The organism is Lipingzhangella rawalii, assembly GCF_031628175.1.
Taxonomy (GTDB): domain Bacteria; phylum Actinomycetota; class Actinomycetes; order Streptosporangiales; family Streptosporangiaceae; genus Lipingzhangella_A; species Lipingzhangella_A rawalii.
In genome coordinates, this window is the sequence record NZ_JAVLVT010000008.1 from 80,841 (window position 1) to 100,795 (window position 19,955).

The 19,955-nt window shown below is 67.8% G+C and carries 15 protein-coding genes and 1 pseudogene; 4 read left to right on the top strand and 12 right to left on the bottom strand.

All coding sequences use genetic code 11. The features are described from left to right. Positions 1-6: 6 nt before the first annotated feature. Both RIF23_RS15965 and RIF23_RS15970 read right to left on the bottom strand, forming a co-directional pair. Positions 7-858 (bottom strand): radical SAM protein, encoded by an 852-nt coding sequence (locus RIF23_RS15965; RefSeq protein ID WP_310913496.1) that lies wholly within the window; start codon positions 856-858, stop codon positions 7-9. A gap of 310 nt (positions 859-1,168) precedes the next feature. Further along, positions 1,169-1,621 (bottom strand): transposase family protein, encoded by a 453-nt coding sequence (locus RIF23_RS15970; RefSeq protein ID WP_310913355.1) that lies wholly within the window; start codon positions 1,619-1,621, stop codon positions 1,169-1,171. A 721-nt stretch (positions 1,622-2,342) separates the two neighbouring features. On the opposite strand from RIF23_RS15970, the gene drmD reads away from it, so the two are divergent. Both drmD and RIF23_RS15980 read left to right on the top strand, forming a co-directional pair. Next, complete coding sequence (gene drmD, locus RIF23_RS15975) at positions 2,343-5,507, top strand: DISARM system SNF2-like helicase DrmD (protein ID WP_310913356.1); 3,165 nt, start codon at positions 2,343-2,345, stop codon at positions 5,505-5,507. Then, the gene (locus RIF23_RS15980) at positions 5,504-9,616 is read left to right on the top strand and encodes an Eco57I restriction-modification methylase domain-containing protein (protein ID WP_310913357.1); all 4,113 of its coding nucleotides are present in this window, start codon (positions 5,504-5,506) and stop codon (positions 9,614-9,616) included. Before drmD ends, RIF23_RS15980 begins: the two co-directional genes overlap by 4 nt. Positions 9,617-9,700: 84 nt before the next feature. Here the strand turns inward: RIF23_RS15980 and RIF23_RS15985 are convergent. The 3 genes and pseudogenes from RIF23_RS15985 to RIF23_RS15995 all read right to left on the bottom strand — a co-directional run. Further along, positions 9,701-9,850, bottom strand: a pseudogene (locus RIF23_RS15985) (DUF397 domain-containing protein); the annotation flags it as partial. A gap of 60 nt (positions 9,851-9,910) precedes the next feature. Next, positions 9,911-10,099 carry a DUF397 domain-containing protein gene (locus tag RIF23_RS15990; protein ID WP_310913358.1) on the bottom strand — a complete coding sequence of 63 codons (189 nt, stop codon included), beginning with the start codon at positions 10,097-10,099 and terminating at the stop codon, positions 9,911-9,913. Further along, positions 10,092-10,970, bottom strand: a complete 879-nt coding sequence (locus RIF23_RS15995; RefSeq protein ID WP_310913359.1) for a helix-turn-helix domain-containing protein — start codon at positions 10,968-10,970, stop codon at positions 10,092-10,094. The genes RIF23_RS15990 and RIF23_RS15995 overlap by 8 nt, the downstream gene beginning before the upstream one ends. A gap of 110 nt (positions 10,971-11,080) precedes the next feature. Here RIF23_RS15995 and RIF23_RS16000 point away from each other — a divergent pair, with 110 nt between their 5' ends. Together RIF23_RS16000 and RIF23_RS16005 are read left to right on the top strand one after the other, a co-directional pair. Next, positions 11,081-11,278, top strand: coding sequence for a hypothetical protein (locus RIF23_RS16000; protein ID WP_310913360.1), 198 nt, complete (start codon positions 11,081-11,083; stop codon positions 11,276-11,278). Next, the gene (locus RIF23_RS16005) at positions 11,275-11,646 is read left to right on the top strand and encodes a hypothetical protein (protein ID WP_310913361.1); all 372 of its coding nucleotides are present in this window, start codon (positions 11,275-11,277) and stop codon (positions 11,644-11,646) included. Before RIF23_RS16000 ends, RIF23_RS16005 begins: the two co-directional genes overlap by 4 nt. Before the next feature lie 198 nt (positions 11,647-11,844). Here the strand turns inward: RIF23_RS16005 and RIF23_RS20855 are convergent, their stop codons facing one another. The 7 genes from RIF23_RS20855 to RIF23_RS16040 all read right to left on the bottom strand — a co-directional run bounded on the left by RIF23_RS20855 (position 11,845) and on the right by RIF23_RS16040 (position 19,937). Beyond that, positions 11,845-12,264: an NUDIX domain-containing protein gene (locus tag RIF23_RS20855; protein WP_407659486.1), complete on the bottom strand. Its 420-nt coding sequence runs from the start codon at positions 12,262-12,264 to the stop codon at positions 11,845-11,847. Positions 12,265-12,595: 331 nt separating this feature from the next. Continuing rightward, positions 12,596-15,346: a Gfo/Idh/MocA family oxidoreductase gene (locus tag RIF23_RS16015; RefSeq protein ID WP_310913363.1), complete on the bottom strand. Its 2,751-nt coding sequence runs from the start codon at positions 15,344-15,346 to the stop codon at positions 12,596-12,598. 32 nt (positions 15,347-15,378) lie between these two features. After that, positions 15,379-16,428 carry a phosphotransferase enzyme family protein gene (locus RIF23_RS16020; RefSeq protein WP_310913364.1) on the bottom strand — a complete coding sequence of 350 codons (1,050 nt, stop codon included), beginning with the start codon at positions 16,426-16,428 and terminating at the stop codon, positions 15,379-15,381. A 43-nt stretch (positions 16,429-16,471) separates the two neighbouring features. Then, positions 16,472-17,536 (bottom strand): glycosyltransferase, encoded by a 1,065-nt coding sequence (locus RIF23_RS16025; protein WP_310913365.1) that lies wholly within the window; start codon positions 17,534-17,536, stop codon positions 16,472-16,474. 14 nt (positions 17,537-17,550) lie between these two features. Further along, positions 17,551-18,345, bottom strand: coding sequence for a hypothetical protein (locus tag RIF23_RS16030; protein ID WP_310913366.1), 795 nt, complete (start codon positions 18,343-18,345; stop codon positions 17,551-17,553). After that, a complete protein-coding gene (locus RIF23_RS16035) occupies positions 18,338-19,048 on the bottom strand; it encodes a hypothetical protein (RefSeq protein WP_310913367.1) in 711 nt (236 codons plus the stop codon). The genes RIF23_RS16030 and RIF23_RS16035 overlap by 8 nt, the downstream gene beginning before the upstream one ends. A gap of 184 nt (positions 19,049-19,232) precedes the next feature. Continuing rightward, positions 19,233-19,937 carry an HAD family hydrolase gene (locus RIF23_RS16040; RefSeq protein ID WP_310913368.1) on the bottom strand — a complete coding sequence of 235 codons (705 nt, stop codon included), beginning with the start codon at positions 19,935-19,937 and terminating at the stop codon, positions 19,233-19,235. Between the last annotated feature and the right edge of the window lie 18 nt (positions 19,938-19,955).

Genomic DNA, 19,955 nt, shown 5'->3' on the forward strand with positions numbered 1-19,955 from the left:
GCTCAGTTACTCGTAGTTCGGGGCGCAGGTCCCGGCGGGAATGCAGTCTCCCTTCGGCTCACAGGCCGGGCTGCACGAGGGACCGCACTGCGGGTCGCACATCTTGGGTACGCACACCGCGCGGTGGGTGAACTCTTCTCGTAGCTGCCCTACCACGGTAGCCATTCGATCGCTGCCGAGGATGGCGTCCAGCGATTGTTCGCGCACGTTGCCGACCGAGAGCCAGCGCGTGAACACGCACGGCCAGACCGTACCGTCCGGGGCGATGGCGAGGTTGCCGTGTGCGTAGCGTCCGCACAGCACCGAGGTGTCCGGTGGGCTGGTGTCGGGGGCACCGCGCCCGACACCGCGTAGATCGTCGTAGCGGACCTCATCGACCCCGAGCGTGGTCAACTCCTGCCGTGCCTGGTCGCTGCGCTGTGCCCCCAGAACTCCAATAACACCGACGCGCAAGGGGATCTCGCGGCGCTTGGCTTCGGCGATGTTAGCGCGCGTGCGGGCATGGGTGGGTCGGCCGGTGACGGCGGCGTGTTCCTGGGGATCATCGGAGTACCAGCTCGTTGCCAGACGAACGCCGGGGCGGTCGAACACCTCCCACAACTGGGGCGGAACGTGGACCAGGTTGGAGAACACCTCCACCTCCAGTCCGCAGGACAGCGCGTGGGTCACCAGTGGTTCGAGATCGGGGTGCAGGGTCGGCTCGCCGCCGATGAACTGCACCATGCCCGCGCCGCAGGCTGCGGCCTGGTCGATGACGCGCCGCCAATCGTTGCTGTTCATGGTGCCGTGGGTGCCGTCGGGGCCGCTGGATGCGTAGCAGTGCGAGCACTCAAGCTGACATTTTCCGGTGATCTCCAACCAGACAAACCGTAGCGGCTCAACCCTAGTGCTCGTCGGGGTGGTGGGTGAGGGGGAGGTGTGCTGATGTGGCGTGTGTCCCATGGCAACAGCCTTTCTCGCGTGAGGGACATGGATATTCTCAATGCACGGAGGCTTATGTAGAACGTAGTTCGAAGAAGTGGAGTGCTCGGACTGCACGAAAGGCAGTGGCGTAACTGCGAAGTGGCCTCCGATAGTCTGTGAACATACACCGCGACGTTTTGAAGTTCGCGATCGCCCGTTCGATGACATAGCCAATCTTGTTGATATTCGTGGTAAATTCTTCTTGTCAATCCAAGAGCTCGCCTCCCTGTGGCTTTCGGAACGGCGTTATTGGGTCAACATCGATGTATCCTTTATCGCCGATGGAGTTGCTTGAGTTCAGGATCGTGTTAAGTACAGATTCGCCAAAGGCTTTAGCGTCATGTGTACTTCCGGGAGACGGGTAAGACACGTGGAGGAGTTCCCCGGACAGATCGCAGGCGAACTGGTGGTTGTGGCCCGTGGTCTTGTGATTGCCGGAGTAGAGCTCGGGTGCATCCGACCATGACCAGGAAGGACACAGCGGCCCATCGACCACGCCAACCCGCCCGTCAACCTCATCGGCCGGATCAGGAACGAACTCGTGTAGCACATCGGCGATAGGTTCCTTGAGTTCACAGATAGCGCGAGAAATTGTTGCCTGATCGACGAAGAGTAGCTCTGCAATCAGTTCTACGCTGACGTTCGTCTTGAAGTACATGACAGTGGCTTTTGTCGCCTGCCGAAGGGTGAGGACTCTTGGTCTTCCGGTGCCCTTGTCTCACAAGATTCGTCGACCAAGACGATCGACAAGTTCGTTGAACTGATCGGACGTCAAACCTGTGCTAGAATTGATGTGCAATGACCTCTCCGGGTGGCAAGATTCTTTGGTTGGAACCTTTTCATTGTCCCGTAGGGGTCATTGCTTTGTCTGGTGAATCCGAAATCTGCGTCCACTTCAGTGGGACTTTTGTATAAGCCTCTATGTTCGCTGAATGGTCATATTTCCCGCATGGTCCGATTGGCTGCTTTCGTTCCGCTTCAAAGTCACTGGGATCAGCGCACTGCATCAGGTCGTGGAAGAATGTCTCGAACGCTTCGCCGTGGAGCTGGCTCAGTTTGGTCTGAAGCATGAGGCGGAGCAGCCCCTGTTTCCACGGATCCACACGCACTCCATAACCTGCACTCCGGATTTTTCCTACGCACTCCCAGATATCACGTGGTTTTGGTGGCTGGGTAGAGGTGGGTCGTCACGTCCTTACTGACCAGGGACGATCCGGTAAATGATCATTCTGCATTCAAGATCATTTTCGGTGGTTTCGCGTTTCCTGCCTACGCACATCTAGCTGCGAACCCGCGCAGCTGGCCCACCCGCGCCGGTCTCGTGCCACGATGGGGGCACGTTCGCCCAGCCGCCCCGGAACGCACGCGAGGAGCCCCGGATGACCGCCCCCACGGCCGCATCGCAGACACCCGAGGTTGGGGCCCTGGTGGAGGTGCGCGGGCAACGCTGGGTGGTCGCCGACCGGCACCCCGGCAGCGACACCACCACCCGGCTGGACCTGCAAAGCGTGGAGGACGGCCGCTACGGCGACACGCTCCCGGTGATCTGGGAACTGGAACCGGGCCGGCAGGTGCTGCCCGCCCGCTCCCTGCCCGAGGTCACCCCCGCCGGCTTCGACCCGCCGGAGCACCTCGCCGCGTTCCTGGACGCGGTGCGCTGGTCCGCGGTCACCTCCGCGGACGTGCGCCGGCTCCAGGCCCCGTTCCGCAGCGGCGTGACCGTGGAGGGCTACCAACTGGAGCCGGTGGCGCGCGCGGTGGAGGCCCCGCGCGTGAACCAGCTGCTGTCCGACGACGTGGGCCTGGGCAAAACGATCGAGGCCGGGCTGGTCGCGCTGGAGCTGGTGCTGCGGCACCGCGCGCACCGCATCATGATCGTGTGCCCGGCCGGGCTCACCCTCAAGTGGCGCGACGAGATGCGCGACAAGTTCGGCCTGGACTTCACCGTTGTCGACGCCGCACAGCTGGCCACGCTCAAACGCAGCCACGGCTCGGCCGCCAACCCCTTCCACGTCTACCCCCGCACCATCGTGAGCCTGCCGTGGCTGCGCGGCGCCCGCGCGCAGCGGCTGCTGAACGAGGCCCTGCCCCCGGAGTCCGAGCCCACCACCCGGTTCTTCGACCTGCTGATCCTGGACGAGGCCCACCATGTGGCCCCGGCCGCACCCAAGCAGGCCTACGCCGTGGACTCCCAGCAGACCAAGCTGCTACGGCGCCTCGCCCCGCACTTCGAACACCGCCTGTTCCTGTCCGCCACCCCCCACAACGGCTACGCCGAATCGTTCACCGCACTGCTGGAGATCCTGGACGACCAGCGTTTCGCCCGCGGCGTGGAACCAGACCCGGCCGCCCGCGCCGAAACCGTGGTGCGGCGCCTGAAACGCGACATCGTGGAGCCGGACGGACGCCCCCGGTTCGCCGAACGCGACGCCCAGGCGCTGGCGGTGGAGTATCCCGACGACGAGCGTGCGGCGCACGCGCTCGTGGAGGAGTTCGCCGCCGCCCGCCGGCAGCGGGCCACGAAAAAAGCGGGCCGGCGCGCCGCGGACCTGGTGACCCTGCTGTTGAAGAAGCGCCTGTTCTCCTCCCCGCGCGCCTTCGGGCATACCGTGGGGGTGTACCTGGACACGCTGCGCGCCCGCCGCCCCGGCGGCGGAGTCCCCGGCCCAGCCTCGGGCGGCGGCGCGGACGACGACACGGTTCCGGACTGGCTGCAAGACCATCTCGACGACACCGCGGTCCTGGACGACGAGGCGCTGGAGGAGGCCGAACAGGACGCGCTGGGCCGCTCCGCGCGGCTCCAGGAGCCGGCCACCGACCCGGAGGTCACACTGCTGGAGCAGATGCGGCAGTGGGCCGAGCGGCACGAGGCCCAGCCCGACGCCAAAGCCCGCCGGCTCATCGAGTATCTGACGGCGGTGTGCCGCCCAGACGGCAGCACCTGGACCAACGAGCGCGTCATCGTGTTCACCGAGTACCGCGACACCCAAATGTGGCTGGTGGACCTGCTCACCCAGGAGGGCCTGGGCGCCCAGCGGCTGGAGCAGCTCTACGGCGGCATGGACCCGGCCGAGCGGGAACGGCTGCGGCTGGCGTTCCAGGCCGACCCGGACGAGCATCCGGTGCGGATCCTGGTGGCCACCGACTCCGCCAGCGAAGGCATCGACCTGCAACGGCACTGCCACCGGCTGGTGAACTACGACATCCCGTTCAACCCGAATAAGCTGGAGCAGCGCATCGGCCGCATCGACCGCTACGGCCAGCAGCATCCCCCCGAGGTGCGGCACTTCATGGGCGTGGGCGGCGGCCCCCAGGACGCCGATATGGAGTTTCTGGCGCGGGTGGCGAACAAGGTGTCCCGCATGGAGGAGGACCTGGGCCGGGTGAACGCCGTCCTGGCCGGGGCGGTGCAGCAGCGCATGCTCGGCCAGGTCACCGATGTGGACATCGAGGGCGCGGTACGGCAGCACGGCTCGCCCGGCACCCGCGGAAACCGCAGCACCCAGCTCGCCGCGGACACCAACGTGGGCGAACAGGTGCGGCGGCTCACCCGCGAGCTGGACACCGCCGTGCAGCAGCTACGCATCACCCCGGACAACATCCGCCGCGTCGTGGACACCGCCCTGGATCTGGACGGGGAACAGCAGCTCACCCCCCACCTGGACGAGCGGCACCTGGCCGAGGGCATGTTCGACGTGCCGCCCCTCACCCGCTCCTGGGCGCGGGCCCTACACGGGCTGGACCATCCCCTGGACCACTACCAGCGCCCGATCACCTTCACCCCGGAGGTCGCGCGCGGCCGCGACGACGTGGTGCTGGCCCACCTGGGCCACCCGCTGGTGACCATGGCCACCCGACTGCTACGCGCCGCGGTGTGGAACACCAACGCCGGGCTGCACCGGGTGGCCGCCATCGTCAGCGACGACCCCGAGCTGGAACACACCCTCGTCGGCGCGTTCAGCCGGTTCGTGCTGGTGGGCGCGGACGGCATCCGGCTGCACGAGGAGATCCTGCACGCCGGCGGCTGGCTCCCACCCACCGGTCGGTTCCGCCGCCTGGAGAACCTCACCACCCTCGGCGGGCTGCTGGACCGGGCACTGACCCACGGGCAGGCCGCCGCCCCGCTGGTGCAGGACCGCCTCGTCGAGTCCTGGCCGCAGGCCCGCGACGGGCTGCTGCGCGCCATCGACTGGCGCACCCGCGACCGGCAGGCCTCCCTGGAACACAAACTCGCGCAGCGCGCCGAGAGCGAACGCGACCGCATCATCAGCAACTTCGACCGCTTCGCCGCCAGTCTGCGCACCGCGCTCGCCGATGACGAGGACGAAGGCACCCTGTTCAGCCGCGCCGAGGCCGCCAAGGACAGCAAAGAGCTGGCGCAGTACCGCCAGGACCGCCAGAAGTGGCAGCGGCGGCTGGACGAACTCGACGCGGAGCGCGACCGCGAACTCGCCAAGGTCGCCGCCCGCTACACCGACCCGCAGCCACTGTCGTTCCCGGTGGCGGTGGTGTTCGTCGTACCGGCACGGGAGGCAACGCGATGAGACGGCGGTTCGGCCCGGGCACCAGCTCCACCGACCGGAAACGCGCCCACCTGGACTGGCTGGACCTGGTGGAGGTGAACGGCCCCTTCCTGTCCCTGCCGGTGCTGGTGCGGCACTGGCCGGACCTGGAGGCGGTGGACAAACCCACCCGCGACCGGCTGCGGCTGGAGCACCGCCAGTGGCAGGACACCGGCCAGGCCCGCGACTGGATCGACTTCGTGCTGCGGGACCTCCTCGGCTGGGGCGACGACGTGCGCTTCGCCGACCAGGACCCCGAGGCGTTGGAGCCGCTGGCCACCGAGGTGCCCGAGCACGAGACCACGCTGCGGCCCAGCTTCGCGCTGCTGGAGCCCGGCAGCGCGAACCCGCTGCTGCTCGGCACCATCAGCGACGGCCCGCCCACCCGCCGCATCCCCGGCTCCTCCTGGGCTGCCACCCCCGCCGACCGGCTGGCGCACCAGTGCCGCCGCCACGGGGTGGAACTGGGTCTGGCCACCGACGGCCGTTGGTGGACCCTGGTGTGGGCCCCACTTCGCGGGGTCACCACCACCGCCACCTTCGACGCGGTGGACTGGCCTACGGTCGCCGAACGCGTCGTGGTGCGCGCCTTCGTGTCGCTGCTGCAACGCCGCCGGTTCCTGACCGTGCCCGCGGAACAGCGGCTGCCCGCCCTGCTGTACGAAAGCGTCAACCAGCAGGAAGATCTCACCGAGCAGCTCGGCGTGCAGGTGCGCCAGGCGGTGGAGATGCTGGTGGCGGCGGCCAGCCACGCCGACGTGCAGGACCGGCACCGCGGCGGTCCGGGCCTGCGGGACGTGCCCGCCCACGAGGTGTACCGGGGCGCGGTCTCGGTGATGATGCGGGTGGTGTTCCTGCTGTTCGCCGAGGAACGCCGGCTGCTGCCCTCGGACAATGAGCTGTACGCCGAGGCCTACTCGGTGGTGCGGCTGTACGAGCAGCTGGAACAGCGGCTGCGCGACGCCGGTGGCAACGAGGGCGAGCTGGAGCACACCTACCGCGGCTGGCACCGGCTGCTGGCCCTGTTCACCGCCGTGTACCAGGGTGTGGACCATCCGGACATGCCGCTGGCCGCGCACGATGGCTCCCTGTTCTCCCCGGAGCAGTTCCCCTGGCTCGCCGCGGGCATAGCGGACCGGCCGCTGCCGGTCAACGACCGCACCGTGCTGCGCATGCTGCGCGCGGTGCGGCACGTCACCATCGGCGCCGAGCTGCGCACCGTCACCTTCCGCACCCTGGACGTGGAGGAGATCGGCTACGTCTACGAGGGGCTGCTGGACCACGAGGGCTACCGCGCCACCGAAACCATGGTGGGCCTGATCGGCAAGCCCGGCATCGAGGACGAGGTGCCGCTGGCGCAGCTGGAGGAGCTCGCCAGCACCCACCCCCAGCCCGAGGACCTGGCCGCGCAGCTGGCCAGCCGCTTCAAAGACTCCAAGATCGGCACCCCCAAGGCGCTGACCGCGAAACTCCAGCCCCTGGACGAGGCGGAACACGCCGAGGCGCAGAACCGGCTGCGCGAGGCCGTGCCGGACCCCGAACTGCGCCGGCGGCTGCTGCCGTTCTACCGGATCATCCGCCAGGACCTGCGCGGCGCACCGCTGGTGGTGCTGCCCGGCGCGCTGTACATGACCGAGTCCGCGCTGCGCAAGAACACCGGCACCCACTACACCCCGCGCCACCTTGCCGAAGAGGTCGCCGAGGGCGCGCTGGAGCCGCTAGTGTACCGGCCCGGGCCGCTGGACACCGCGGACACCAGCCAGTGGCGGCTACGCCCGGCCAGCGAGATCCTCAGCCTGAAGGTCGCCGACATCGCCATGGGCTCGGCCGCGTTCCTCGTGGCGGCCTGCCGCTACCTCGCCAACCGGCTCGTGGAGGCCTGGGCCGAGGACGGGGACGAGCACGCCCGCGCCTGGCGGGAGAACACTCCGGCCAGCGACATCGAGGTGGACGTGGCCGCCGACCCGGTGGTGGTGACCGCCCGCCGGCAGGTGATCGAGAACTGCCTGTACGGCACGGACATCAACCCGATGGCCGTGGAGATGGCGAAACTGTCGCTGTGGCTGGTGTCTATGGACCCCGGCCGCCCGTTCACCTTCCTGGACGACCGGCTGGTGCCCGGGGATTCGTTGCTGGGCATCACCTCCCTGGACCAGCTGGAGGTGATGGACCTCGACGCCAAGCGGGGCCGCGAGCAGCACGAGAACACCGCGCTGGACTTCACCGCGGGCGTGCGCAGCCTCGTTGCCGAGGTGGCCGCGGACCGCCGCCACCTGGCGACCCTGGACGCCGACACCCTGGATGCCCTGGAGCAGAAACGCCGCCTGCTCGCCGCCGCCCAGGAGAAGACGGCCCGCACCGGGCTGTTCGCCGACCTCGCCACGGGGGCGGTGCTCGCCAGCTCCGGCGCCAACGCCCGGGAACAGCGCCGCACCGTGCTAGAAGCCGCCAACTATGCCCGGAAGGTGGCCGAAGCCACGGAAGACACAGCGGCCAATGCCGAGGCCGACGCGCAGGACCAGGCCCAGCGCTGGCTCGCCACCGACCTCCCCAGCGACGGCCTGGACCGCGACCCCCTGCACTGGCCGTTGGTGTTCCCCGAAGTGTTCGACCAGCAGCGCCCCGGGGGAGCGGGGTTCGACGCGGTGATCGGGAACCCGCCGTTTTTGGGGGGAACGAAGATCACAGAGCCGCTTGGAACTGCTTACCGGGAACACATCATCGAGATAATCGCCCGGGGAGTCAGAGCCGGTGGGCGCTGTGACTTGGTGGCATATTTTGCACTCAGAGCCCATTCGTTGCTCAACGGTGGCGGGCAGACCGGGCTGATCGCCACCAACACCCTGGCCCAGGGCGACACCCGCGAGGTGGCCCTGGACCAGCTCACTGAGCGCGGGGTCACCATCCGCCAGGCCACCAAGAGCAAGCCGTGGCCGTCCAAGTCCGCCGTGCTGGAATACGCCGCCGTGTGGACCAGCCGGGCCAAACTCGCAGACGAGGCGCCCCGGACCGCCGATGGGATGACGGTGCGGGGAATTACCCCGAGCCTGGACCCCGCGTCCCGGGTGAGCGGGAAGCCGGAAAAGCTCGCTGAAAACAGAGATCTTGCCTATCAAGGGTCGAAATTGGATGGAGTTGGTTTCACCCTGGCTCCCGTCCGGGCCCAGGAGATGATGGACGAATCCCCTGGCAACCGAGAAGTGCTCTTCCCCTATCTCAACGGCCAGGATCTCAACTCCCGCCCGGACTGCTCCGCCAGCCGCTGGGTGATCAACTTCCACGACTGGCCGGAGGAGAAGGCGAAGGAGTATCCAGACCCGTATGCTCAAGTCTTGCGTGAAGTCAGGTCAGCGCGAGCCAAACATGGAGAGAAACGTACACGGGAGTCCTGGTGGCTCTACCAGCGGGCCCGCCCCGAACTCTACGCAGCCATCTCCGGCCTGGACCGGGTGATTGTGCTGACGTTGGTCAGCAAGTCCGTGATGCCGGTGCTGGTGCCGACCGGGCAGGTGTTCGCGCACAAGCTGGGCGTTTTCGCCAGTGAGGACACCGGGATGCTGGCCCTTCTGTCCAGCGCACCGCACTACTGGTGGGCGATCAACTGGACCTCCACACTGGAATCTCGGATCAACTACTCACCCTCCGACGTCTTCGAGACCTTCCCCCGTCCGGAGCTCAGGGACGGACTTCGCTCCCTCGGCGAGCACCTGGACTCTCACCGCCGGGAGCTGATGCTTTCCCGGCAGGCGGGGCTGACCGCCACCTACAACCTGGTGCATGACCCGAAGAACCGGGACGCCGATATCGCCGAGCTACGCGAGATCCACCGGCGGATCGACGAGGAGGTGGTGCGCGCCTACGGCTGGTCGGATCTGCTGGACCAGGGCCTGGGGCACGACTTCCACGAGACCCGACAGGGCACCCGCTACACCGTGGCCCCGGCGGTGCGCATCGAGATCCTGGACCGGCTGCTGGAGCTGAACCACGAGCGCTACGCCGCCGAGGTCGCGGCAGGGTTGCACGAGTCGACGAAGGGCAGCCGGAAGAAGCGGTCCGGCCTGCCCCCGGCCGAGGGGGACACCCTGTTCTGAAGCTCCCACCCGAGTCAGTAAACCGCCCCGTGCGGTAGCTGAGGCCTGGCTACAGCTCCCCGGTACGCACCGCCCCAGGAAAGCCACCCACTCCTGTCGCTGCACTCTGACCTGGCCCAGGTGCCGGTGCTGGGCATCGCGCAGGTCGACACTGTGGGGGTTTTCGCGGACCTCGACGCATTCTTGGTGTGCCGCTCCGCTGTAGCTGCTCCTGTGCCAGGTGGGGTGGGGCATGGTGTGGTCTCCCGGGGTACGGGTGGGGGTTGGTGGGTGTGTACCCCGGGGTGTCGGTGGCTATAGCTCGTGGGTGCGCACGGCGTTGAGGAAGGCGGTCCACTCGGTGCGGGGCACGGTGAGCTTGCCGAGGTGGCGGTGTTGGGTGTCGCGCAGGTCGACAGTGTGGGGGTTTTCGCGGACCTCGACGCAGTCCTGGTGTGCGGCGGCGCTGTAGCTGCTCTTGTGCCAGATGCCGAACTCAGTCATGGTTCAATCCTTCCAACTCAGCACGAACCAGAGCTAGGGACTCTGGCGGAGACAGCGCGATTGCTTGGAGGTCACCCAGTAGCAGACGGAACTGATGCACCTGTAGCGAATCGTCGATGATGTGTCCCGCGTGCGCGGACTCGACGTACACGACATCGGGTGCCGCTGGGGACGTTATCAGCTTAAACGGTCCTATCTGGCCCGGGTGACAGCCGGCCTTCACGATCTGGAGTGAGATGCGGTCGCGCTCGATCAGGTCCACGAGATGGGACAGCTGCTTGGCTGTTGCCTCCCGGTCGTCGAGATGCCTGCGGACGATCGATTCGTCCAGTACAGCTCGATATGTCGGATATTCGGACGAGGTGAAACGCTCGGCGCGTTCGATCCTGGAATCGATGCTCTCTTTGATTTCTCCTTTTGTCATCCATGGAGACGTCGCCCGGATGACAGAAGCTGCATACTCGCGTATCTGAAGCAAACTGGGAATAACGCCGATCTGGGACTCCGCTAGGGTGATGGCTTCACGCTCAATGTTGGCCAGGTCATCCAGCCATGCGGGTTCACGCACGTTGGTTAGCTGGCTCCAGAGTCGCTCCAGACGCCCTTCTGCTTCCAGTTCACGGTCAAGTGCAGCAACGAGACGTAGGTCGGGGGAGCGATCGCCGCGCTCAAGGTTGCCGATGTGCCCTTGGCTGCACTCGACCGACCGAGCCAGGCGGTCCTGAGTAAATCCAGACAATCTACGCAGGCGACTGAGCTCTCGTCCAAACCTCAGGTCCGCTTCCTGCTTCTGGTATCCCATGGTCAAAGCATAGTGCTGAATATTCAGTGTCAACACGGTCGATTTCAAAACCTGTTGATAACTGATCATCTCTAGCTTTGTGGCTAGGGATCTTGCAGTGTGGGGCCATCCGAACAAAAAGAGCCCCGGCGAGTGCTAGTCCCACTCCCCGGGGCGTGGCCCACCTGGGAGGTGTCCAGATGGATGTGTACATGGTAGTTGCGGTGCGGTTGGTGCGGGGGTATCGCGCGTCGGTTGGCCGGGGGTGGCTGGTGCGGCCGTATGTGTTGGCCGCGGAGTTGCGGCGGGCGGAGGCGAATGCGCGGCGGGAGTTGGCGGGCCTGGTTGGCCCGCAGCTGCTGGGTCAGCTGGTGCGTGGGGGAGGTGGTGGGCGGTGATTCCTGCTCCCCGAGACCCCGAGTGCAGCCCTGGGAACGCGGAGCCGGGCGGGCTGGCGCGGCGGGCGTGGGCCGCGGTGGATGACGAGCATCGCAATGTGGCCCTGGCCGTGGCGGGCACGGAGTTCGTGTTCTCGGCCGGGGCGCGGGATGTGGCGGACTCGGTGGGTCTGCTGCGGCGCCTGGCCGCCGCTGCGCACTTCGCCGCCGGAGCGCTGGAACAGTGCCACCGCGAGCTTCAGGCCCAACAGGAGGCCCTGGAACGCGCCCAGGCCCGCCTGCCCCGCTGCGGCCTGTGCACCCACCCCACCACCGGCCAGAGCCCCACCTGCCCCTGGTGCGGACACCCCCAACCACCCACCCCCTGAACCCCGTGATCCCGGAGAACTGGCCCATCCCCCGTTTGCCACCGCATGGCCGGAGCGCGTAAACCGGCTGAGTCCACTGTTGGCCGCGGTGCGGTTGGAGCACCGTCAGGTGCGACCCCGCCCGCGGCCCCACTGTGGTCGGAGGGGGTGGATCGCTGACACGATGCTCTACATACCCCACCCACTGAACATTTGGATCTAGGCCACTCCCGAGCCCCCGGCGGCTGCGAGGTCCGGTCGCGGATCGGGTGGTCGCGACTCGTTGAACAGGGAAAAGAGTCGAACTTGTACGGGGAACGCCTCTCTTTTTACCGGACGTGAGGAGTCAGTCCGATACGGCTGACCCAGCGGTGGGAGGTGTGCTCGGCGGAGAAGAAGGTTTGGGCTCCGTCGTGGACAAGGCTGACGGTGAAAAGGTGGCGACGAAGCCCGGCTCGAGCTGGAGCGGTTGGTGCCATCCCATTCCTCGGCGAGTTCCCGAGCGAAGACCTGGACAACGTCCTGGCCGGGTTCGACCTCGCCGGAGGGCAGTTCCTCGATGCCGGGCAGGAAGCTGTCCCTGCCACTGCGGCGCAGGATGAGCACGTGCACACCGTTATGGATTACGGCGCCGCCCACGTGGTCGATCCCATCGTGGTCGGCGTTCCAGATCAGGCCATTGAGGTCGTGGTCTATGGGAGCGACGTTAGCGGGCCACGGGCGGGATAAGGGCGGTTTCGAGTGACTCGGCGAACGTGTCGTCTGTCCAGAGCCACATTGAGTCCGACACTGATTGCTCTGGAATTACTGGAACATGCCTGAGCTCAGCCACTTCGGGCAGCACCGAGCACCCTTGCCGCAATCGAAGAGGCGACCGACGATGCTACCGCGTGAGATCGGATGGACGGGGAGATCTGTTGCTCTGATCATCGCTGCATCGCATGCCAGATCCACCGTTCGCCGGCCCCGCCTACCCCGAGCCGCTTGATAGGGCATTGCAGAATCCTGGGACATCAGTGTGTGTTGGGGGAGATGCCCGGGTCCCCGCTGTGGACATTCTGCCCGGTGCGCGGGCTCGTAGGGTCTCGGCGAGTGCGGCGATGCGGTGGAGCGGGGCCAGGTTCGCCTCGGGGAAGGGTGCTTCGTCCAGGAGGGTCGCGATCGCGTAGCGAATTGCGGTGGACAGGGGTGAGTCTTCCAGGACCTCGTCGTAGATCAGGTTGGTGTCGCGCTCGGCGGTGAGCCGGTGGTGGTTGCGTTCCAGTTGCCATCCTCCGGGGGCGGTGACGGGTTCAAGGTGCAGGGTGAAGCGGGTGGTGCCGGCTTCCAAGCGGACGTTTCGGTGCCGGTCGTCGGCGGTGCGGATCTCGCGGCGCCAGGGTGGGCGTGGTTGTGGGGCCGTTCCGAGCAGGATGCTGGGGCCGAGGATGGAGGAGGCGAGTTCCAGGCGGGTGTGGTTCCCGCTGGGATGGTTGAGGGTGGTGCGTTCGGTGAGGGCGGCGACGAAGAGGCGGGGGTCGTAGGTGGCCCAGAGTTCGGCCTGCTCGGGGGTGGAGGCGAAGTAGGCATCGGCGAGGGGGGTGGGCAGAACGCGGGACAGTACGGCGAGCATATGCAGCCATTCGTATCCCAGGACGCCGTAGGTGCGGTCGATGAACCGTCCGTTGGCGATGTCGGCGGTGCGGTCCTTGGTGAAGGTGATCGCGGCGTGAGTGATGGGCGCCTGGCTTTCGAATTCGGCGATGAGGTCGGTGAAGGCGGGCAGGACCGTGGAGTGCTGGTACTGGTCGTTGACCAGGACGCGTGCGAGAGGATAAGCGGCCAGCAGGCCGGTGAACTCCTCGATCTCGTTGCCCTGGCAGGCGGGTTTTTCCAGGAGCACGCGGGCGGTCGGGTTGTGGTTCAGCACGGCTCGCAGTACCGGCATGTGGTCGGCGGTGGGACAGCAGATGGACCACAGGTCGACTTCGGCGGCTCGGGTGGTGGGCAGGTTGGCGACGTCGTGGGGGAAGGAACGGTGGTCTTTAGGCAGGTCCTGGTGTTTGGGGTCGATGACCGTGATGTCCGCGCCCAGCTCGTTGAGGATCCGGGTGTGTAGGCGGCCGGCGTTGCCGTAGCCCACGACGCAGGCGGTGATCTGACGGCGCTGGCGTGTTGTCATCCCCGCGGCTTGCGAACGGTGGGTGGGATGGGCGAGGTAGCGGTCGTAGTAGGCATCGAAGAGCCCGGCGGCCTCGATCGCCGCGTCGGCAGGGTCGTGGTGTAGGCCGGGCGGAACCCGGTCGGTGTTGGCACACAGGTGTTTGGCGGCGATCAGGGCGCTGGCGCGGTAGGCGTCGTATCCCTGGTTGGGGATGGAGTCGGCCTCGAAGAGGTTCATTGAGCGGCCGTCGCCGAGCAGCACCGCCGTATGGTCACCCGCGAGGTGGATGTGGCATCCGATGCCGGGGATATCGGAGACGGGCCGACGAGTCTCGGCCAAGATCGAGAAGTCGCGGGTGGCGAAGGGGGCCAGGAGCACACCGTCGGGTAGGAGGCACAGTTCGTCCTCGGTGAGTGCTTGTTCGCCGGTGGTTCCTATGACCAGGAACGGGGCGGTGGTCTGCAGGGCGGCTGCGGTGCTGCGGTGGGTGGGGTATCCGGCTTCGGCGGCGGCGATGAGGGTGGGCAGGTCGGTGTCGACCACGTCGACGCGGCAGCCCAGGGAACGTAGCGCCGGTGCCAGGCGGCAGCCGAGGGTGCCGTAGCCGATGAGGAGGACCTGGCGGCCGATGAACTTGCGGTCACCGATGAGGGTGCGCAGGCGGCGCAGGCAGGAGTCGGCGATCTCGGGGTAGCCCAGCAAGGTCTTGGTGCGTGAGCGAGCCATGTTCAACACCGGGATGCCCAACGGGCCGGCCTGGGCGATGCGCTTGATGCCGCTGACGGTGAGTTCGATCGCCGCATCCACCCGCCGCTCGGCGTTGGTGGCTCCGTAGCCGTGGGCCAGCAGGCCGCCGTCGTCGACGACGAGCACCTTGCGTCCGGCGGCGTGTGCGGTGTCGATGAAGGCGTCGATGTCAGCGGTGGCTTCGGCCAGTTTGGTGCTGTGGGCGTGCGGTGTGTTGATGGCGGAGTTGTCGAGAAGGCCGCTTTGGTACCCCCGTGCGAGGAAGGTGGCGTGGATCCGTTCCCGGTTGTAGGTGCGGTCGCCTTTGGCCAGGGCGTAGATCCACTCTGCGGGGATGCCGGCGCTTTCCATGGCCAGGACGAAGCCGACACTGTGCTCCAGGTAGTGGTCGCGAAACAGCAGCGCCCAGTCGCTGAAGGCGGGCTCGGCGCTGCTGTAGTGCGCCAGGAGGGGCATCGCGGTGGTGATGCTCTCAATTTCGGTGTCGGTGTAGGGAAGGCGCAGGGTATCCAGGCGTTGGCTCAGCTCGTGGGCTGCATCCGGAGTGCAGCTGGGGCCGGACTGGATGAGGATCTCGCGTTGGTCGGGCGGTGTGAGCTGGTAGCCCACCGTGTGGGGAGGCTGGGGCGGCAGTGGTTTCCAGAGCACGCTCACCGCTGGGGAGGCCATATCGGTGGCAACGAGGTGGATCGCATCGTCGCTGTTGTGGTGGATGGTGAGGTTGTGCCGGGCGGCAACGTCCTCGGCGACGCTGAGGATTTGGGGCGGGGTGACCGGTCCGCGCAGCACATGCCACGCGTGGCGGGGCGCCTCGGCTGGGGGGCGAGTCATGAGGCTCCTCGGGTGGGTGGTGCGGGGGTTGCCTAGTACCGTCGCGTGATCTGGTCGAGGGCTTCCTCGGCGGCCTCCAGGTGGTCGAGTAGTTGGGTGCTGGCGCGGTGGCGCAGCAGCCAGAAGTCGTCTAGGTCCTTCTGGTGCAGGCCCGGTTTGCGGTAGTGCTGCTTGACCCCGTACAGGCTCGTCAGCAGTTGCAGCAGGGCCACCCGGGCACAGGCGCGCACATCCTCGCCACGCACCGCGGGGTGGGTTTCCAGGTAGGCGGCGATGAGCCGGGAGGCTGCGGTGATCCAGTCGGCGTCGAGGACCACGGTGCGTGGGTCGAAGGCGATGCGGCCGAGTTCGTAGGCGATCAGGAACGGCTGGGGTGGGCGGAAGTCAGTCACCGCGCTCAGGTGGTTGCCGTCGAAGAGGAGGTTCACGGGGCTGTAGTCGCCGTGCAGCACCTGGGTGGTCAGCGTAGGCAGCCCGTCGAGCAGGGTGGGCACCTCGCGCAGGGCCTGGCGCCGTTCGGTGAGGGTCTGTTCGGCCACCTGGTCGAAGTCGTCGCGCTGGTCACGCTGGGCGATGTGGGTCAGCAGGTCGGCAATCGTGGTCTCGATCCTGGCCAGGTCGGGGTTCAGCCAGCTCTCCAGATCCGGAGATGTCGCCGTGCTGTTGGGGTGGTTGGCGAAGGCGCGGTGGATGCGTCCCAGCGCTTGGCCGGCGGCGTTCTGCTGGGTGGGGCTGAACCCGTCGGTGATGGGACAGCCGCGTGCCCATTCCCAGACCGAGATCGCTGTGGTGCCGCGGCGGCTGATCGCCTGTCCTGCGCGGGTGCGCACCAGAGGTGGTGTGGGGACCTGGTGGTGTGCGGCGCGTTCGGTGAGGTCGATCGCCTGGGTCTCGGCCTCCAGGTCGGCCTCGAGGGGGTAGTGCTTGACGAAGTAGTCGCGTCCGTGCCAGTCGGCCCGGTAGTTCACCGTGCCCTGCCCGATGGGCAGCCGGGCCAGGGTGGTGTCTTCCATGGCGTAGTCCTGGGCCAAGGTCGCGGTGATGGCCTGGTGTGCCTCGGTGGTGGTCGGCTCGCTCGTCACCGGTGGTCCTCCGGATGTGGTTCTGGATGATCGGGTGCTCACGCTAACGGTGGGGTGTTACGGACGGCAGTGTCCTCGCTACGTCAAGGTAGGCCGCCATGACGGTGCTCCAACCCTGGGACCGTTCGGGGGCGGGTTGTGGCCAGGTGTGCTCCTCGGCGGCGGCGAGCGCCGATCCCGGCCCGGTGGTGGGCGGGTACAGGAGGCACGGGTGGTGCTCGGTGATCTCGCGGATGGCGGGCAGGTCGGGGGCGATGACCGGGGTGGCGAACTCGACCGCGGTCGCCACTGACGAGGGGTACAGCACGCGGGAGAAGAACTCCCAGGGCCCGTCAATGCGGTAGGGGCACAGGGCAGCGTCCGTCGCCCGGTACAGCGCACCGAGGTGCTCGGGCGCAACACGTTCCAGGTGTAGGTGCACGCGGCCGTCACTGTCGTGGGCCCGTGCCAACAGCTCTTGTGCCAGGTCGCCCTGGGGGCAGGGCCCGACGATGAACAGCCGAGCGGAAGGGCTGTCGCCCAGGAAGGCGTCGACGACGCCGCAGGCGTCCTTGTAGGGCGCCAGATTGCCCAGCATCAGCACCGACAGGGGGCCGCTGGCCATACGTTCGGCCAGTTCCGCAACAGGGGTGGGCGGAGGGGCCGGTGGGGCGATGGCGCCGCCCCAGCCGGCCACGGTCACCGGCGTGTCACTCAGCCGGCCGATGTGGGCGGCGTCGGCGCGGGTGTGGGTGACGACCGCATCGGCCAGATCGAGGACACCACGGGCGGCCCGACGATCAGCCTCACCGGGAGGGGCCCCGTCGATCGGGAGCAGGTTGTGGATGGTCCACACCAGGCGCCACCCGCCTCGGCGTAGTTCGACCAAGCGCTGCAGCATAAGCTCGGTGCCCTGTACCGTCGGTGTGCCGTCGCTGGTGCGGTAGAGGCGTTTGAGGCGGTGCAGGTTGACCACACCCGCGCCGCTCTGCGGCAGTCGGTCCAGGTCGGGCGTGAACTCCAGGGCGAGTTCAGTCGGGGCGTGCCGGGCCATCGCGGCGAAGTAGGGGCTGGACCAGGCCGGATAGGAGGTGACGACCACCCACGGCCGAGCCGGTCTGATGCTCATCGCGCCCGACCTTCCTAAGTGCGTCCCGGCTGGTGGCGAATCCGGACCCACCACGCCAGGGCTGAGCGGTAGTGCTCCAGGCACGCCTGGGGGGTGCGGTCGGGGCCGGTCCACTCCAGCGCCACCTCCATTGCCTGGCCGCAGGCCATGCGGTGTGCGGCCAGCGCGGCGATCTCCTCCCGCGCAGGAGGTGCTACCAGACCCGCGCCGTCATCGGAGAGGTGGAGGACCGTCGACCACTCCAGGACCGCGGCGGCCACGTCGCGGTTCCCCCCTTGGGTCAGGGCAGCGCCGAGCTGGGCAGTATCGGCCAGCACCCGCACATGCCTGTGCTGGCGCATCAGAGCCTCAAGGGCGGCGAAGGCATCAGGATGCAACCACCTGGGGTGGTGGAGTTCGACCAGCAACGGCACAGCCGGGGCAGGAAGGACCGATTGACACTGGAATTCGGGGAAGCGGGCGAATGGGACGCGAGCGAGCAGGCGTACCCAGTGTGCTTCCAGGCGGTCGGCCGCTGCGCTCAGCCGGTGCACCCGGTCGCAGGCGCCCCTGCGGGTGGGCTCATCTCCATCGACCAGCTCGGCCAGGTCGACATCGGCCGTTATCCCGGTGATCGGCACGCTGCGCAGCGCCTTCTGCCGCCAGCGCTCAAGCTGATCGGCAGAACAGTGAGCGAGGTCGAAGCCCCGCGGGCCGCCCCGCAGGTGCAGGAAGGGGATGGCATTCTCGAACGCCCACTCCAGCAGTTCCTCCACGTCCAACCCACGCACCGAGATGCTGTACAACCCGATCGGAGACGACTCAGGCATCGCAGCTCCAGTCGAAGAGGATCACCGGCTCCGGCAGGCGGCGTTCCGGTTCGGCCAGGGAGGCGAACACTTCGGGGGCGCGGTGACCGGGGACTGTCCGGCACCACGCGGCGACGAGCCCCGAGTCCAGTTCGGCGGCCAGCCACCCGGCCACGGTGGCATAGGCATCCTGGTAGCGCCCGGGGTGGTGGTCGGCGAGTTCGTGCATGCCGACCACGGTCCACCCTTGGCGGTGTGCTTGCGCAGCGGCGATGGTAGCCGCCTCTTCGGGGGTTCCCAGCAGTCCGAGGACCCCGCCGGCAGCGAGCATCGACACCGCACGCTGGGGATCACCTGCGGCGTCGATAACCAGGTGTGCGACCCCGCTCTGGGCCTCGATACGCGTTCCGGGGACGCCTTCGATGGCTGCCTTGCGCCGCGCGGTGCACACGTGGATCGGGCGGGCACCCCGGCGGTGCAGCTCCAACGCACATCCCACAGCGACCGGGCCGGAGCCCAGCACCACAGCCCCGTCCAGCTCCACGCCCACGGGGAGACGGTCCAGGCCAAGCAGGGCCATCTGCTGGAATCGGGCCAGCGCCGCCACCTCAACCCGCGTTCCCGGCGCACAAGCCACGATCCCCGGGTGATCCGGATCGAACGCGGCGCCATGGGGAACCGGCGCCACCATCCAGGCGTCGTCGCCGCCGCGCCCCAGGCTCATGTATCCCGCCTCACGCGCCCGGCCGAAGGCAGTTGTGGCCAGGTGGCGGCGTTCGGTCCCTGGGCTGAGAACACTGAAGTACCCGGCAACGGCCCCCGGCGGTGTCGGGTGGGCAGGTAGGAGTTCTGCCTGTCCGTCGCACAAGACGACACGAGCGCCAGGATGCCGGGGCACAGGACAGGTACTAGAGACCATAACGCTGCTCCAGGTAGGCCGGTAGCTCGGCAAAGCGTCGGATCACCCCAACCCCAGGGTCGAGGGCGGCTACCTTCTCGGGCGGGGCGACCAGGACCGCTTCCATGCGGTGGGCCCGCGGTCCCTGCACATCCTTGGCGGGTGTATCGCCCACGAAGACGATCTCCTCGGGCTCTCGCCCTGCCGCCGCGATCACCGTGGCGTAGAACCGCGGGTGAGGTTTGCGCCACCCCAGTTCGCTCGACAGCACGACAGCGTGGAAGCACGCGCCGATGCCGGCCTCCTCAAGGGTGCGGCGGCGAACCGCCTCCGGACGTTGGGAGTCACACGCCAGCACACACCTCAGCCCTGCGGCGGAAAGGCTCTGCACGGCACCGGCCGCCTCGGCGTCGACCTGGCCGTCGGGCAGGCTGGAGAACACGACCTCGCTCGCACGGTCTGGGTCAGGCAGATGGACACCGCACCCGTGCGCGGCCATGGTCAGCACCCGGGAGAACAGGGTATGAGCGCCGCTGGCCCGGTCATCCTGCCAGGCGTGGCGATGGGCGATGTCGAACGAGAGAGCGAACTCTTCGGGCAGTCGCAGGCCGAGGCTCCCGCTGAGCACGCGCGCCACTGTGCGTCCTTCCACGCGGGGGGTGGAGTGGGCCAGCGTCCCGCCGAAGTCGACCGCGAGTGCGCGAATCCTCGCCATGTCGATGGTGCTCTCCCC